This is a genomic window from Nonomuraea sp. NPDC005730, assembly GCF_040630865.1.
Lineage (GTDB): Bacteria > Actinomycetota > Actinomycetes > Streptosporangiales > Streptosporangiaceae > Nonomuraea.
Genome location: NZ_JBEXYK010000059.1, coordinates 25,630 through 39,122, shown reverse-complemented (window position 1 = coordinate 39,122; position 13,493 = coordinate 25,630). Strand labels below are relative to the sequence as shown.

At 74.9% G+C, this 13,493-nt stretch carries 16 protein-coding genes; 10 read left to right on the top strand and 6 right to left on the bottom strand.

Annotation, left to right across the window (positions count from 1 at the left end; genetic code table 11):
• The first annotated feature begins 1 nt into the window (after nt 1).
• Genes ABZ444_RS40960 through ABZ444_RS40945 form a run of 4 tightly spaced genes read left to right on the top strand, consistent with a single transcriptional unit; the run spans nt 2 to nt 4,983 of the window.
• Nucleotides 2-727: an ABC transporter ATP-binding protein gene (locus tag ABZ444_RS40960; RefSeq protein ID WP_358009277.1), complete on the top strand. Its 726-nt coding sequence runs from the start codon at nt 2-4 to the stop codon at nt 725-727.
• A complete protein-coding gene (locus tag ABZ444_RS40955) occupies nt 724-3,123 on the top strand; it encodes an ABC transporter permease (protein ID WP_358009217.1) in 2,400 nt (799 codons plus the stop codon). Before ABZ444_RS40960 ends, ABZ444_RS40955 begins: the two co-directional genes overlap by 4 nt.
• A gap of 40 nt (nt 3,124-3,163) precedes the next feature.
• A complete protein-coding gene (locus ABZ444_RS40950; RefSeq protein WP_358009215.1) occupies nt 3,164-4,354 on the top strand; it encodes a histidine kinase in 1,191 nt (396 codons plus the stop codon).
• Nucleotides 4,342-4,983, top strand: coding sequence for a response regulator transcription factor (locus tag ABZ444_RS40945; RefSeq protein WP_358009213.1), 642 nt, complete (start codon nt 4,342-4,344; stop codon nt 4,981-4,983). The genes ABZ444_RS40950 and ABZ444_RS40945 overlap by 13 nt, the downstream gene beginning before the upstream one ends.
• Nucleotides 4,984-5,225: 242 nt before the next feature.
• Here the strand turns inward: ABZ444_RS40945 and ABZ444_RS40940 are convergent, their stop codons facing one another.
• Nucleotides 5,226-6,251: a hypothetical protein gene (locus ABZ444_RS40940; protein WP_358009211.1), complete on the bottom strand. Its 1,026-nt coding sequence runs from the start codon at nt 6,249-6,251 to the stop codon at nt 5,226-5,228.
• Nucleotides 6,252-6,336: 85 nt separating this feature from the next.
• On the opposite strand from ABZ444_RS40940, the gene ABZ444_RS40935 reads away from it, so the two are divergent.
• Nucleotides 6,337-6,933 (top strand): TetR/AcrR family transcriptional regulator, encoded by a 597-nt coding sequence (locus tag ABZ444_RS40935; protein WP_358009209.1) that lies wholly within the window; start codon nt 6,337-6,339, stop codon nt 6,931-6,933.
• 7 nt (nt 6,934-6,940) lie between these two features.
• On the opposite strand, the gene ABZ444_RS40930 is transcribed toward ABZ444_RS40935, so the two are convergent.
• Together ABZ444_RS40930 and ABZ444_RS40925 are read right to left on the bottom strand one after the other, a co-directional pair.
• A complete protein-coding gene (locus ABZ444_RS40930) occupies nt 6,941-7,522 on the bottom strand; it encodes a GNAT family N-acetyltransferase (protein WP_358009207.1) in 582 nt (193 codons plus the stop codon).
• A gap of 57 nt (nt 7,523-7,579) precedes the next feature.
• Nucleotides 7,580-8,764, bottom strand: coding sequence for an aromatic acid exporter family protein (locus tag ABZ444_RS40925; protein WP_358009205.1), 1,185 nt, complete (start codon nt 8,762-8,764; stop codon nt 7,580-7,582).
• A gap of 112 nt (nt 8,765-8,876) precedes the next feature.
• On the opposite strand from ABZ444_RS40925, the gene ABZ444_RS40920 reads away from it, so the two are divergent.
• Nucleotides 8,877-9,206: a cupin domain-containing protein gene (locus tag ABZ444_RS40920; RefSeq protein WP_358009203.1), complete on the top strand. Its 330-nt coding sequence runs from the start codon at nt 8,877-8,879 to the stop codon at nt 9,204-9,206.
• A 170-nt stretch (nt 9,207-9,376) separates the two neighbouring features.
• Nucleotides 9,377-9,853, top strand: coding sequence for a hypothetical protein (locus ABZ444_RS40915; RefSeq protein ID WP_358009201.1), 477 nt, complete (start codon nt 9,377-9,379; stop codon nt 9,851-9,853).
• On the opposite strand, the gene ABZ444_RS40910 is transcribed toward ABZ444_RS40915, so the two are convergent.
• Genes ABZ444_RS40910 through ABZ444_RS40900 form a run of 3 tightly spaced genes read right to left on the bottom strand, consistent with a single transcriptional unit; the run spans nt 9,819 to nt 12,154 of the window.
• Nucleotides 9,819-11,615, bottom strand: a complete 1,797-nt coding sequence (locus ABZ444_RS40910) for a glycoside hydrolase family 15 protein (RefSeq protein WP_358009199.1) — start codon at nt 11,613-11,615, stop codon at nt 9,819-9,821. The genes ABZ444_RS40915 and ABZ444_RS40910 overlap by 35 nt on opposite strands.
• 18 nt (nt 11,616-11,633) lie before the next feature.
• The gene (locus ABZ444_RS40905; RefSeq protein WP_358009197.1) at nt 11,634-11,765 is read right to left on the bottom strand and encodes a hypothetical protein; all 132 of its coding nucleotides are present in this window, start codon (nt 11,763-11,765) and stop codon (nt 11,634-11,636) included.
• Nucleotides 11,747-12,154 (bottom strand): hypothetical protein, encoded by a 408-nt coding sequence (locus ABZ444_RS40900; RefSeq protein ID WP_358009195.1) that lies wholly within the window; start codon nt 12,152-12,154, stop codon nt 11,747-11,749. Before ABZ444_RS40900 ends, ABZ444_RS40905 begins: the two co-directional genes overlap by 19 nt.
• Before the next feature lie 100 nt (nt 12,155-12,254).
• Here ABZ444_RS40900 and ABZ444_RS40895 point away from each other — a divergent pair, with 100 nt between their 5' ends.
• The 3 genes from ABZ444_RS40895 (at nt 12,255) to ABZ444_RS40885 (ending at nt 13,466) form a co-directional block, all read left to right on the top strand.
• Nucleotides 12,255-12,470, top strand: a complete 216-nt coding sequence (locus ABZ444_RS40895) for a hypothetical protein (protein WP_357981053.1) — start codon at nt 12,255-12,257, stop codon at nt 12,468-12,470.
• Entirely contained in the window at nt 12,467-12,931 is a 465-nt protein-coding gene (locus ABZ444_RS40890) for a Clp protease N-terminal domain-containing protein (RefSeq protein ID WP_358009193.1), read from the top strand. The genes ABZ444_RS40895 and ABZ444_RS40890 overlap by 4 nt, the downstream gene beginning before the upstream one ends.
• Before the next feature lie 79 nt (nt 12,932-13,010).
• Entirely contained in the window at nt 13,011-13,466 is a 456-nt protein-coding gene (locus tag ABZ444_RS40885) for an SMP-30/gluconolactonase/LRE family protein (protein WP_358009191.1), read from the top strand.
• The last annotated feature ends 27 nt before the right edge of the window (nt 13,467-13,493 follow it).

Here is a 13,493-nt window from a genome sequence, read left to right as displayed (position 1 = left end):
CATGGAGGCGGTCGTCACGCTGGAGCGGGTGAGCAAGAGCTACGGTGACGTGGTCGCCCTCGACGACGTCTCGCTGGCCTTCCCGCGCGGCCGGTTCGTGGCCGTGATGGGGCCGTCGGGCTCGGGGAAGAGCACCCTCCTGCAGGCCGCCGCGGCCCTGGAGCCGCCGACCTCCGGCGCGATCACCATCTGCGGCGTCGAGGTCACCCGCATGTCGGAGACCCGGCGCACGGAGTGGCGCAGGAAGCACCTGGGCTACGTGTTCCAGTCCTACAACCTGCTGCCCACCGTGACCGTCGAGGACAACATCACCTTGCCGTTGCGGATGGCCGGCGTGCGCCCGGACCGGGCCTGGCTCGGCGAGCTGGTCGACCGGATGGGCCTGCGCGACCGCATGCGGCACCTGCCCACGGAGCTGTCGGGCGGCCAGCAGCAGCGGGCGGCGATCATCCGGGCCCTGGCCGCGCGCCCGGACGTGGTGTTCGCCGACGAGCCCACCGGGGCCCTCGACCTGCGCAGCGCCGCCCACGTGCTGGACCTGCTGCGCGAGCTGGTCGACGACCTGGGCCAGACCGTCGTCATGGTCACCCACGACCCGGCCGCCGCGGCCCGCGCGCACGACACCGTGGTCATGGCCGACGGGCGGGTCCTCGACGTCCTGCCCGCCCCGACCGCCGAGGACCTGGCCGTACGGCTGGCGCGGCTGAGCGAGGAGCGGGTCGCATGATCAGGCTCGCGCTGGCGCTCGCCAAGGCGGGCGGGCTGGTCGTGGTGTTCGCGGCGGTGCTGGGCGGGATGGCGCTGGTGACCGGGACCGGGGTGCTGGTGGACTCGGCCTTCCGCGCGCAGCCGCCCCTGCGGCTGTCGGGCGCGGACGTGGTCGTCTCGGCGCGGCAGACGATCCCGATCAAGGAGGAACCGGACATCGCCTTGCCGGAACGCGCCAGGATCCCCGGCTCGCTGGTCGCCGCGGCGTCCGGGGTGCCCGGCGTCGCGGCCGTGGCCGGTGACGTCGCCTTCCCCGCCGCCGTCGGGTCCGGGACGGCCGGGCGGACCGCCGACCCCGCCACCGCCGGGCACGGGTGGTCGTCCCTCGCGCTGAGCGGCCGGATCACCGCCGGGCGGGCGCCGCGCGCCGCCGACGAGATCGCGGTGAGCGGCGCTCGGGTCGGCGACCGGCTGCGGCTGACGGCGGCCGGCACGCCGGGCACCTACCGGGTGAGCGCCGTGGTGGACGCCCCGGGCGTGTACTTCCCCGACGCCGTCGCCACCGCCCTGGCCGCCCGGACGGCGGGCCGGGCGCGGACGGTGGACCTCGTCGCGGTCCGCGCGGCGCCCGGCGTCTCCCCCGAGACGCTGGCCGCCCGGCTGAAGGACCGCCTGGGCGACGGCTACGCGTACGCCACGGGCCGGGACAGGGCCGACGCGGAGTCGCCGGGCGCGGCGGCCGGTCGCGGGCTGCTGCTGGTCCTGCCCTCCTCGATCGGCGGGATCAGCCTGCTGGTGGTCGGGTTCGTGGTGGGTGGCGGCCTGGCGCTGTCGGTCAACCGGCAGCGCCGTGACCTCGCCCTGCTGCGCGCGGCCGGCGCGACCCCGCGCCAGGTGCGCAGGCTGGTGGCCGTCCAGGCCGCGGCGGCGGCGCTGCCGGCGGTGCCGTTCGGGGCCGCGCTCGGCTACTTCCTGGCCGCCCGCTTCGGCGAGCTGCTGGCCGGGATCGGGCTGGTGCGCGCGGACCAGCCGCTGGTGTACGGGCCGCTGCCGGCCGTGGCCGCGGCGCTGCTGCTGCTCGGCGTCACGCGGGTGGCCGCGTGGGCGGGGTCGTTGCGGGTCTCGCGCATGCCGGTAGTCTCGGGGCTTCCCGAGCCGCGCATGCCGTCGCCGGGGCGGACCCGGGCGGGGCTGCTGCTCATGCTCGCCGCGCTGGCGCTGTCCGTGACGCCGCTGTTCATGCGGAGCGAAGCGGGCATGATCGGTCCGGGCATCGCGTCTATCGTCGCGGTGATCGGCCTGGCGCTGGCCGGTCCGCGCCTGGTGCAGGGGGCGGCCAGGGCGGTGGCCGGATCGCGGCTCATGACGCGGCTGCCCGGCCCGCTGTGGCTGGCGGTGCACAACTCCCACGGGTACGCGCTGCGGACCGCCGGAGCCGTGGCCGCCCTCGGCATGGTCGTCACGCTCGGCCTCAGCGTGGTGCTCACCCAGACCACGATGGCCAAGGCACGCGCCGACGAGGTCGCCCTGGGCCTGCGCGGCCTCGTCACGATCAGCGCTCCCGACCTCGGCGGCGTCCCGCGCGACCTGCTGGCCGACGTGCGGTCGCGCACGAAGGCGGCGGGCATGGCGATGACCACCGTGGTGACCGAGCCGATGCTGACCGGCGACAGCCCCGGCCTGATGGCCATGCCCGCCATGGCGCTCGGCCCGGACGCCGAGGGCCTGGTCGACCTGGACCTCGCCGACGGCAGCCTGTCCGGGCTCAAGGGCGCGGCCGTCGCCGTGGAAGAGGGCGCGGGCCGGGTCGGCCAGAGCATGGGCGTGATCATGGGCGACGGCGCGCGGGTGCGGGCGCGGGTGGCCGCCACCTACCGGCGCGGCCTCGGGTTCGGCCCGATCGTGGTCTCCCGCGACCTGGCCGCCGCGCACACGACGACCGGCCTGGACAGCGCGGTGCTGGCCCGTCCGGCCGACTTCGGCGACCTCGCGCGCCGCCCCGGGCTGCGCATCGACAACCACGCCACCGGACCGCAGGCCGCCATGGCCTCGGCCCAGACGCTGGTGAACGTGGCCGTGCTCGCCGTGCTGCTGGGCTACGTGCTGGTGGCGGTCGCCAACCGGCTGGTGGCGACGACGACCGCGCGCCGGGAGGAGTTCGCCGGGCTGCGCGCGATCGGCCTGACCCGGCCTCAGCTCAGGCGCGTGGTGCGGTGGGAGGCGCTGCTCGTGGGCGCCGGGGCGTCGGTGTCGGGGCTGGTGCTGTCGGCGGTGCCGCTGGTGCTGCTGAGCGTGGGTTTCCTGGCCCGCCCGCTGCCGGCCGGGCCGTTGTGGCTGGTACCGGCCTCTATCCTGGCAGTGATGACGATTGTGTCCCTCGCCATGGAGCTACCCGCCCGGAAGATCATGACGTGACGTGAAAGCTCTGTGGCGGTTCGTTCGGTATCACCTGTTCGTGTTCGCGTCGGCCCTGGCGGCGATGGTCTGGCTGTCGGTGCTCGTCGCGGGCGTCGTGCTCGTCCCGGTGGGCGGGGCGGGGCTCGTGCTGGTGCCGCGGATGATGGCGGTGCTCCACCGGTGGACCGAGTGGCAGCGCGTCAAGGCCGGCGCGGTGCTGGAGGTCGACGTGCCGGCGCGCCCGGCGCCGCCCGCCCAGGCCGGGGTGCGCGACCAGTGGCGGCAGCTCCTCATGAGCACGCGGCCCAGGCGCGACCTGCGCTGGACGGCGCTGCACGTCGTCGTGGGCCTGCCCGCCGCGCTGGCCGCGCTCGGGGTGGCCGGGCTGCTGGTGAACCCCGTGCTGGAGGCCCCGCTGTGGTGGCTGTTCCCCGCCGACGAGCCGCTGCGGCTGCTGGTGGCCTTCCCGGTCACCGGGTGGCAGCAGGCGATCGGCATGGGCGTCGCGCAGGTCGTCCTGGCCGCGCCGCTGGCCTGGTGGGCGCTGCCGAGGCTGGCCCGGCTGCACGCCCGCGCCTGCCTGGCCGCGCTCGCCCCCTCGGAGGCCGACCGGCTGGCCGAGCGGGTCGGCGAGCTGACCGAGAGCAGGTCCAACGTCCTCGACGCGCACGCGGCCGAGCTGCGCCGCATCGAGCGCGACCTGCACGACGGCACCCAGGCACGGCTGGTCGCCATCGCGATGCGGCTGGCCATGGCCCGCGAGGCGCTCGACGACGACGGCGGGCCCGTCGGCCGACTGCTGAAGGACGCGCACGAGGGCACCGAGGAGGCGATGACCGAGTTGCGGCAGGTGATCCGGACGATGTACCCGCCCGTCCTGGCCGACAGGGGGCTGGCCGGCGCGGTGGCCGCCGTGACGGCGAAGGCCGGCCTGCCCGTCGAGACGGACGTGAGCGGCCTCGGCGCCGTGCCCGCCGCGGTCGAGACGGCGGCCTACTTCATCGTGGCCGAGGCGGTCACGAACGCCACCAAGCACAGCGGCGCCGACCACGTCACCGTACGGCTGGCGTCCGGACGCGTGCTGCGCATCGAGGTCTGCGACGACGGCAAGGGCGGCGTGGACGAGAACCGCGGCACCGGCGTCACCGGCATCCGCAGGAGGGCCGCCGCGCTCGACGGTACCTTGTCCATCGACAGCCCTCCCGGAGGGCCCACCCGTCTCGTCGTGGAGCTGCCGTGCGCGTCGTGATCGCCGAGGACAACGTCCTGCTGTCCACGGGGCTGGAAATGCTCCTGACCAGCAAGGACATCGAGGTGGCCGCGGTCGTGCCGGACGCCGGCGGCCTGCTGGACGCCGTCACCGAGCACCGGCCCGACCTGGTGATCGCCGACGTGCGGCTGCCGCCGTCGTTCCGGGACGAGGGCATCAGGGCCGCCGTCGCCCTCCGGCGCGCCGACCCCGCCCTGCCCATCCTGGTCCTGTCCCAGTACGTCGAGCGCATCTACGCCCGCGAGCTGCTGGCGCACGGCTCCGGCGGCGTCGGCTACCTGCTGAAGGACCGGGTCAGCCGGGTGAGCCAGTTCGTCGAGGACGTCCGCCGGGTCGCCGCGGGCGGCACGGTCATGGACCCCGAGGTCATCGCCCAGCTCATGGTCGGGCGGGGCCACGGCCTGGACAGCCTCACCGGCCGGGAGCGGGAGGTGTTGTCCTGGATGGCCCAGGGCCTGAGCAACACCGAGATCGGCGAGCGGCTGACGATCACCGACAACGCGGTGCACAAGCACATCGGCAGCATCTTCGCCAAGCTCGGCCTGGCCGTCTCGGACGGCGGCCACCGCCGGGTGCTGGCCGTGCTCACCTTCCTCGACGACCAGTGACCCGCCTCCCCTGTGCTCCGGCAGGTGCGGCAGCTCCCCCGACATGCCGGTGAAGCGGATCAGGCCCTCGTCCCGCAGGGCCCGCATCCCGGCGGCGGTCTCCTCGGCCTCGTTCAGCACGGCGCGGGCCGCGTCGTCGGACATCGGCGGGCCCCAGGCGCGCGGGCCGCGCAGCTCCATGGCTCCGTGGCCGAGGCGGCTCACGCGCAGGCCGGTGCGGCCGAGGGTGGTGGTGGATCATGTCAGTGCTTCGCGTAGTGGCCGGCGACGGCGGCGAAGGCGGCCTTGGGGTCCCAGGTCAGGCCGGGGTAGGCGGTGCCGGAGCGGTCCTCGTGGACCTTGACGATGCCGTAGCTGGCCAGGTCCAGGTCGTCGCGAGGGTCGCCGTCGGGGCGGTACGGGTGGTCGCGCAGCGCGAAGGTGAACACGAACGCGCCGTCCACGCCGGCCGAGTCGAAGATCTCCAGCAGCTCGCGCACGTACGCGGCCTGGCCCTCCTCGTCGCGGACGTGCTCGCCGGTCAGCCGGACGGGCTCGCGGGTGCCCGGGGCGTACTCCACGATCTCCAGGCCTAGCGCGCCCCGGTCGCCCGCGCCGCGGTAGGTCGCCGAGCCGAACTCGGTGATCGCGACCGGCCTGCCCTCCGCGACGAGGACGCGCACGCCCTGCTCGAACACGCCCGCGATCTCGGCCGACCGGTAGAGGTCCACGGAAACGAGGTCGAACGGCGTCCAGTCGACGCCTTCGAGCGGTACGGAGGCGTAGGTCACCCGGCCGCCGAACCGCTCGCGCACGACGGCCACCGCCCGCCCGAGGAAGTCGTTGACCCGCGCGCGGACGCCGCCGACCAGCTCGCGCACCCGTTCAGGACGGCTCAGCAGGGCCACCCGCTCGTCGATGTCGTCCCCGGGCAGGAAGCCCTTGCTCATCAGGCACAGCTCGGCGCCGGTGACGAAGACCACCTCGGCGCCGCGCCGCCTGATCCGTTCGGCGCGCTCGGCGCAGTCGGCGAACAGCGCCAGCATCTCGTCCTCGGTGAGCTCCAGCGGATAGGGCGAGAACCAGACCTCCAGCCCGAGGTCGGCGGCGAGAGCGGCGGCGATCTCCAGGCGGTCGGGGTCGCCGCCCATGACGCGGACGGCCGTGCAGTGCAGGTCGTCCCGGATGACGCGCATCTCGCGCGCCACCACGCCGGGGTCGAACCCCGGGTGGCCGATCGTCCCGTTGACGACGAAACCGGTGTCGTAGCTGATGCCTTTGGCTCGCATGGGTGTTCCCTTCATCTTTACGGTACGGACCGTACCTTAGCCCATGTGAGGTACGGTCGGTACCCTCAGACCGAGGAGGGTGGCGATGGCCGAGGCAGGCGGGCGGACACGGCGGCGCGGGGCCGCGCTGGAGGAGGCGATCCTGAGCGCGGCGGCCGACGAGCTCACCGCGTCCGGGTACGCCGGGCTGACCATGGACAAGGTCGCCGCCCGCGCCGGCACCAACAAGAACGCCATCTACCGCCGCTGGCCGGGCCGCCTGGCCCTCGGCGTCGCCGCCTACAAGCGGCTGGCCACGACGGTCTCGCCGCCCGACACCGGCGAGCTGCGCGGCGACGCCCTGGAGCTGCTGCGCCGGGCCAACCGCTACTGGAGCTCGCCGCTCGGCGCGATCCTGCGCGACCTGATGGCCGCCGCCGGCGGCGCCGCCGCGTTCCTGGACCAGCTCCAGGAGCAGTCGGACGACGCGGTGGCCGCGCCCTGGCTGGCCGTCCTCGAACGGGCGGTGGCCCGCGGCGAGGCCGCCCCCGAGTCGCTGCGCCCGAGGGTCGCCACGGTGGCCATCGTGCTGCTGCGCAACGAGTTCGTGGTGCGGGGGGCGCCCAGCGCGCCGGACGACGTCCTGGTGGAGATCGTGGACGAGGTCTTCCTGCCGCTGGTCCGGCGAGGTCAGGACGCCTGAGGAGAGCTCACCAGAGCCGGTCGATCTCCCCGGGGTGGAGCTCGACGCGCGCGTGGTGGAACGACAGCCGGTGCGCCCGGCCCCGGGGTGAGGGGAAGTCGCCCATCGTGACCTTGTCGAACCCGGGCCGATCGCTGGGGAAGGGCGCCTGCGGGGTGCCGCCGACCAGCACCGCGCCGGGGATCGCCGACCAGCCGGCGCTCTCGTAGAAACCCTGGAGCGGCCGGTCGCAGGTGAACAGGGCGACGTCGAAGCCCGCGTCGGCGATGGCCGCGCGCGCGGCGCCCACCAGGCGGCGGCCGTGCCCCCGGCCGCGGGCCGCCTTCCTGGTCACCACGGTGCTCAGGCCCGCGGCGCGGAACCGGTGGCCGGCGTGGGTGAGGGTCTTGGACAGGACGTCCAGGGCGGCCACGACCGTGCCCTCGTCGAGGAGGAGCATGGAGCGGGGGGCGAGGGCGGGGTCGTGCGCGGGGCCGCCGCCGTCGGGCGCGGGGAAGTCGTGGCCGGGCCAGGCCTCCCGTTGCAGGTCGCGCACCTGGGCCAGCAGGTCCGTGGGGACGTCCGCCTCGGGGAACGACCTGATGAGCATGGCTCCCGAGTGTGCCGCGCGACGGCTCCCCGGGCAAACCGGGGCCGGCCGGACGGGTCAGGGCTGGGTGGCCGGCGAGGAGGGGCGGTTGTCCTCGTCCTGGCCGCCGGGCGTGGCCGCCAGGATGTCGGTCAGGACCGTCAGGATGCGTTCGGCGTCGGTGAGCAGGCTGCCGCTCAGGGCCCAGCCGGCCGGGTGGGCGACCTCGCCCCTCTGGATCTCCGTCGTCATCCGGTCGTGGATGCGGCTCGCCTGCGCCTCCGCCCGGCCGAGCAGGGTGCGGGCCCTTCCGTGGTCGGGGTCGCGCCGTACGGTGGCGGTCAGGGCGTCGCCCAGCAGGTCCAGGAGGTCGGCGTAGTCGCGGGCGTAGTCGGGGCTGACGTCGGTCGAGGGCCCGTCGTGGTGTTCCAGGTGGGCCAAGGCGTGCACGATCGTGTGCACGTGCGCGGCCAGCGTGGTCAGCCGGCGCAGGACCTGCTCGTGGTCCTGCGCCACCGTGACCGGGTGGAGGCTCTGCCGCAGGTTGTAGCGGCGGCTCTCGGCGCCGTCGGCCACGGCGGCGGCCGCGTCGGCCAGGTGCTCGTCCAGCCGGACGGCCTGGCGTTCCCAGTCGGGCAGCGCCGAGAGGTTCCACTCGTCCCGTAAGCCCTCGGCGACGGAGGTCAGCAGCGTGGCCGTCTCGCGGGCCAGGCGGCGGACGGCCGCGTCGGGCCGGTCGCGGTACAGCGGCGGCCACAGCACGCTGTTGACCACCGCCCCGCTCAGCGCGCCGATGGCCGTGGCCAGCACGTACGCCAGCAGGTAGCGCTCCTGGGAGCCGGCGGCGAAGGAGAGCAGCAGCACGGCGGTGGTGGCGACGTCGGAGCCGTGGTTGCCCATGCGGTGCCAGCGGGCGGCGACCAGCGCGGGCGGCACGACCAGCACCAGGCTGAGCACGCCCAGGCCGAGCAGGTGCCCGATGCTGCCGGCCAGGATGACCCCGGCGCCCACCGCGGCGACCCGGCGCAGGCCGTTGGTGAGCGTGCGGTACACGGTGGCGTGGACCATGATCACCGCGGTTGCGGGGGCGATCCAGGTGGCGCCGAGCGCCAGCAGCCGGCTGGCCGTCAGCCAGGCCAGCACCGCCGCCAGCGTCGCCTTGGCGATCTGGAGCGCCTGCAGCCGCTGGTACGACCCCGGTTTTGCCAGCCCGGCGGCCTGCCCGCGCACGTACGACAGCTCACGCTTGACGGCCGCGGTCAACCGGCCACTCCAGCCACGCAACATGACGTGACATTTACTCACATTTAGGGCAAGCCGCAAGCATCTCCCCGCCGACAGCCCGGCCCGTGGCGGCATGAGAGGATCACGGGCCATGGAGATCATCGACAGCGGCCGGTTCGAGCCCGCCCCGGACGGTTCCGCCGACTTCGCCGAGCACCTGAGCGTGCCCGCGCTCAGCTTCGGCACGTACTCCATCCCGGCCGGCGCCGTCGACGGCCAGTCGCCGCACGCCGAGGACGAGATCTACGTCGTGACCAGCGGGCGCGCCTCCTTCACCTCGGGCGGCGTCACCATCGAGGTCGGCCCCGGCACCACTCTCTTCGTCCCGGCCCGCGAGGAGCACCGCTTCCACGACGTCACCGAGGACCTGGTGACGCTGGTGTTCTTCGGGCCCGCCTACAGCGGCGTCCCCACGTCCTGACGCACCGCGGCCGACCGGCGCCAGGAGCGGGGGCGCGAACTCGTGGGCCGCGACCGCGCCACGAGCGCGCCGGGCTGACGAGACTGGAGGGCGGGAGCGGCCGGCCGGCCGTTCCGCCGCGTGACCGTCGCATACCGTTGCCGCCCGGCCCTGACGAGATGAGAGCCTTCATGACTGTCACCCCCGCCCAGCTGCGCGACCTCGCGCGCCGTGCCCAGGACCTCGCCGCCGAGGTCCGCTCGCTGTGTGACACCGAGCCCGCCGGATCCCCCGAGGGCGACCAGCTCCGGGCCGCGCGGCACGCCGCCGACTGGCTGGACCGGGGCGGCGAGGACCTGCAACGGGCGGCCGGCGACCTGGCCAGGCTGCGGGCGCAGCGCGAGCAGGTCTGCGGCATGCCGTGGGGCGTCTGCCCCGAGCACGGCAACACCCTGTCCCACCGGGCGAACATCACCGAGTGCCGGGTCTGCCACCGCACCTGGCCGCAGGACCGGGCCGGCCGGCCCTGCCCGGAGCTGGTCCGGTGGAAGGTGACCGACCAGGCCGGGACGGTGACCAGGATGTGCGACGGGCACGTGCTCGGCGCCCGCGCCGTGCTGCGCGGAGCCACCTTCACCCGGCTTGATGCCGAGGGCGCCCAGGCCTGAACCTGCCCGACAGGACGGTCGCGGTGTTGATCACCGAGACGTGGCTGTAGGCCTGCGGGAAGTTGCCGACCTGCCGGTGGTGCACGGTGTCGTACTCCTCCGACAGCAGGCCGACGTCGTTGCGCAGGCCGAGCAGCCGTTCGAACAGCTCGGTGGCCCGGCGCCGGCGGCCGGTCGCAGCCAGGGCGTCGGCCAGCCAGAAGGAGCAGGCCAGGAAGGTGCCCTCGCCGCCGGGCAGGCCGTCGATGTTCTCGTCCTCGGGCCGGTAGCGCAGGACCAGACCGTCGTGGACGAGGTCGCGGGCGACCGCGTCCACGGTGCCGACGACGCGCGGGTCGCCGGGCGGCAGGAAGCCGAGGCGCGGGATGAGCAGCAGGGCCGCGTCCAGGCCGGTCGAGCCGTAGTACTGGGTGAAGGTGTTGCGTTCCGCGTCGTAGCCGTGGGCGCAGACGTCCTGGTGGATGCGTTCGCGCAGGGCGCGCCAGCGGTCGGCGGGGCCGTCGCGGCCGAACGCCTCGACCGCCTGGATCATGCGGTCGGCCGCGACCCAGGCCAGCACCTTGGAGTGCACGAACTGGCGGCGTGGCCCCCTGGTCTCCCACAGCCCGTTGTCGGGCTGGTCCCAGATGCCTTCGAGGTAGTTCATCAGGGCGTTCTGGAGGTCCCAGGCCTCGTCGTCGATGGCCAGACCGGACCGGCGGGCCAGGTGCAGGCAGTCGAGGGTCTCGCCGTAGACGTCGAGCTGGAGCTGGCCGGAGGCGGCGTTGCCGACGCGTACCGGCTCGGACGCCTCGTAGCCCGACAACCAGTCGGCGGTCCATTCGGGGATGCGCCGGCCGCCCTCGACGGTGTACATGATCTGCAGGTCGGCGGGGTGCCCGGCGACGGCCCGCAGCAGCCATTCGCGCCAGGCGCGCGCCTCGGCGTCGTAGCCCGCGGTCATCATGGCCTGGAGGGTGAAGCTGGCGTCGCGCAGCCAGCAGTAGCGGTAGTCCCAGTTGCGCGCGCCGCCCAGCTGCTCGGGCAGCGAGGTGGTGGCGGCGGCGACGAGCCCGCCGGTGGGGGCGTAGGTGAGCGCCTTGAGGGTGAGCAGGCTCGTGCGGACGACTTCGTCGTAGTCCCCCTGGTAGCCGCACCGGCGGGCCCACTCGCGCCACAGCCGTTCGGTGTCGGCCAGGGCCTCGGGCGGGTCGACCGGTTCGGGGCGCGGCAGCCACGACTGCTGCCAGGTCAGCGCGAACGGCACCCGCTGCCCCTCCTCCACCGTGAACGAGGCGGTGGTGCGGTGCCGGTCGGCGTCCGGGCACAGCTCGACGGGGGTGCGCAGCCAGGTGGCGTCGCCGCCGGCGACCGCGGCCAGCACGCCGGGCTCGTAGCGCAGCCAGGGGACGTCGCGGCCGTAGTCGAAGCGCAGCACCAGTTCCATGGTCATCTCGACCCGGCCGCGCACGCCTTCGACGATCCGCACGACGTCGGGGGCCTCGCCCCGGGGCGGCATGAAGTCCACCACCCGGACGCTGCCGCCGGGGCCGTCCCAGGTGGTCTCCAGGATGAGGGTGCCCTGGCGGTAGCCGCGGGAGCCGGCCCGGCCGCCGCCGGCGGGGGCCAGCAGCCAGCGTCCGGCGGACGGGCCGTCGAGCAGCGCGGCGAAGCAGGCGGGCGAGTCGAAGCGGGGCAGGCACAGCCAGTCGATCGAGCCGTCGCGGCCGACGAGCGCGGCGGTGTGCATGTCGCCGATCAGGGCGTAGTCCTCGATCCGCATCGGCGCCCGCTCCTTCCGTCAGGACACGCGGTGGGGTTCGGCGGCGGCGGCGCGCAGCTCCAGCCCGTGGCCGGGGGCGTCGGGCCGGGGGCGGGCCAGGTCGCCGGAGGAGACGGGCTCCTCGAACCAGGTCACGTCGTGCTCGCGCATGCGCGGCCGATGCCCTGCTCGTGGACCCAGTGGGCGAGCTGGGCCGTGGTGGCCTCGTCGTCGTAGGTGGTGAAGCCGCCCGAGCCGTACAGGGGGACCTCGGGCCGGGCCACGCCGGGACGGCCCGCGTTGCGCACCTGCCGGACCATCGCGGCGTGCAGGGCGGGGATGTCGGCGGCGTCCGCGCCGGTCAGGACGCCGGCCAGCAGCTCGGTGACGACCGAGGCGGCGGCGGCCGGGGCGTAGGTCCAGCCGGTGCCGGTGACGCCCGCGGCGGTCAGGGTGACGACGACCATGGTGGTGGACCGCCAGGCCAGTGTGCCGTCGCCTTCCGGCTGGTCGGTGGGGATGCGGTAGGCGGCGGCCCCGGCGTTCTCGATCGTGCTCATGACATCCCTGGCCCTACCCGGTGGCTCCCGGTATGACGCATCGGCCCCCTTCAAGCAACCTGAATTGCCTGTTCCGGGGCGGACGCCTAGGGTGGCTGGAATGTCAGTCAAGGAGCCCGCGGACGCGCTCGCGTCCGTGGTCGCGCTGCGCCGCCTGGCCGACCAGCTGGAGGACGCCGCCGTGGAGCAGGCGATGCGGGCGGGCTGGAGCTGGCCGCAGGTGGCCGAGGCGCTCGGCGTCACCCGCCAGGCGGTCCACAAGAAGCACGCCAGGCGGCTCATCGCGGCCGGGGTCGAGCTGAGGAGGCGGGCATGAGCGGCGCGTTCGACCACTACCTGCACGACGTGCTGCTCCGGGGCCAGGCCGAGGCGCGCGCGGAGAGCTCCCCCACGATCGAGGCCCACCACGTGCTGCTGGCCATGGCGGCGCCGCAGGACACCGCGGCGCGGGCGATCCTGGCCGAGGCCGGGCTCGACCAGGCGGGGGTGCGGGCGGCGTTGCGGCGGGAGTTCGAGCACAGCCTCGCCGCGGCCGGGGTGTCGGTGGCCGCCTTCGACCTGCGTTCGACGCCCGACCCCGAGCGGCGCCCGCAGCTCGGGGCGTCGGTCAAGCTGGCGATCGAGCGGCTGGCCGCCACCCATCGCAAGAAGGACCTGCGGCCGGTCCACGTGCTGCTCGGCGTCCTCCAGGCCGAGGTGGGCACGGTCCCGCGGGCGCTGGCCCTGGCGGGGGTCGACCGCGCCGCGCTGGCCGAGCGCGCCCGCGCCGCCCTGTAGATCCGGCGCGATTCTGTTCCCGGCGGTGTCGATGTGGGTCTCCGCCCTTCGTGTGGAGGGCAGAAGGAGGCATGACGACATGACCGAGACGAAGACACTGGTGACCGGACTGTGCGTGGGCGAGTCGCCGCGCTGGCACGAGGGCAGGCTGTGGTTCTCCCACTGGGGGGCGCAGGAGATCGTCGCCGTCACCCCGGACGGCGAGCGCGAGGTGGTCGCCCGCGGCCCGAAACCCGCCGGGTTCTGCCTCGGCCGGCTGCCCGACGGCCGCCTGCTGGTGACCGGCGACCGCGAGCTGCTGCGCGTGGAGCCGGACGGGACGACGTCCGTCCACGCCGACCTGGGCAGGCTGCCGGCCGGGCCGAACGAGGTCGTCGTGGACGGCCGCGGCCGGATCTACGTGGACTGCGTCGGCTTCGACTTCGGCCGGGCCGACTTCGCGCCCGGCGTGATCGCCCTGGTCGGCCCCGGCGGTGAGGCCCGGGTGGTCGTGCCGCCTGCGTACGGGTGCGCGAGGTCAGGACGGCCGCGGTGACCGTCCCTGGGCTCGTCTGAGCCGGTG

Excerpts from the sequence above, each read along its gene's own strand:
- ABZ444_RS40960 (WP_358009277.1), top strand. The coding sequence starts at position 2 with ATGGAGGCGGTCGTCACGCTGGAGCGGGTGAGCAAGAGCTACGGTGAC.
- ABZ444_RS40955 (WP_358009217.1), top strand. The coding sequence starts at position 724 with ATGATCAGGCTCGCGCTGGCGCTCGCCAAGGCGGGCGGGCTGGTCGTG.
- ABZ444_RS40940 (WP_358009211.1), bottom strand. The coding sequence starts at position 6,251 with ATGCGAGCCAAAGGCATCAGCTACGACACCGGTTTCGTCGTCAACGGG.
- ABZ444_RS40935 (WP_358009209.1), top strand. The coding sequence starts at position 6,337 with ATGGCCGAGGCAGGCGGGCGGACACGGCGGCGCGGGGCCGCGCTGGAG.
- ABZ444_RS40930 (WP_358009207.1), bottom strand. The coding sequence starts at position 7,522 with ATGCTCATCAGGTCGTTCCCCGAGGCGGACGTCCCCACGGACCTGCTG.
- ABZ444_RS40920 (WP_358009203.1), top strand. The coding sequence starts at position 8,877 with ATGGAGATCATCGACAGCGGCCGGTTCGAGCCCGCCCCGGACGGTTCC.
- ABZ444_RS40915 (WP_358009201.1), top strand. The coding sequence starts at position 9,377 with ATGACTGTCACCCCCGCCCAGCTGCGCGACCTCGCGCGCCGTGCCCAG.
- ABZ444_RS40910 (WP_358009199.1), bottom strand. The coding sequence starts at position 11,615 with ATGCGGATCGAGGACTACGCCCTGATCGGCGACATGCACACCGCCGCG.
- ABZ444_RS40905 (WP_358009197.1), bottom strand. The coding sequence starts at position 11,765 with ATGCGCGAGCACGACGTGACCTGGTTCGAGGAGCCCGTCTCCTCCGGC.
- ABZ444_RS40900 (WP_358009195.1), bottom strand. The coding sequence starts at position 12,154 with ATGAGCACGATCGAGAACGCCGGGGCCGCCGCCTACCGCATCCCCACC.
- ABZ444_RS40895 (WP_357981053.1), top strand. The coding sequence starts at position 12,255 with ATGTCAGTCAAGGAGCCCGCGGACGCGCTCGCGTCCGTGGTCGCGCTG.
- ABZ444_RS40890 (WP_358009193.1), top strand. The coding sequence starts at position 12,467 with ATGAGCGGCGCGTTCGACCACTACCTGCACGACGTGCTGCTCCGGGGC.
- ABZ444_RS40885 (WP_358009191.1), top strand. The coding sequence starts at position 13,011 with ATGACCGAGACGAAGACACTGGTGACCGGACTGTGCGTGGGCGAGTCG.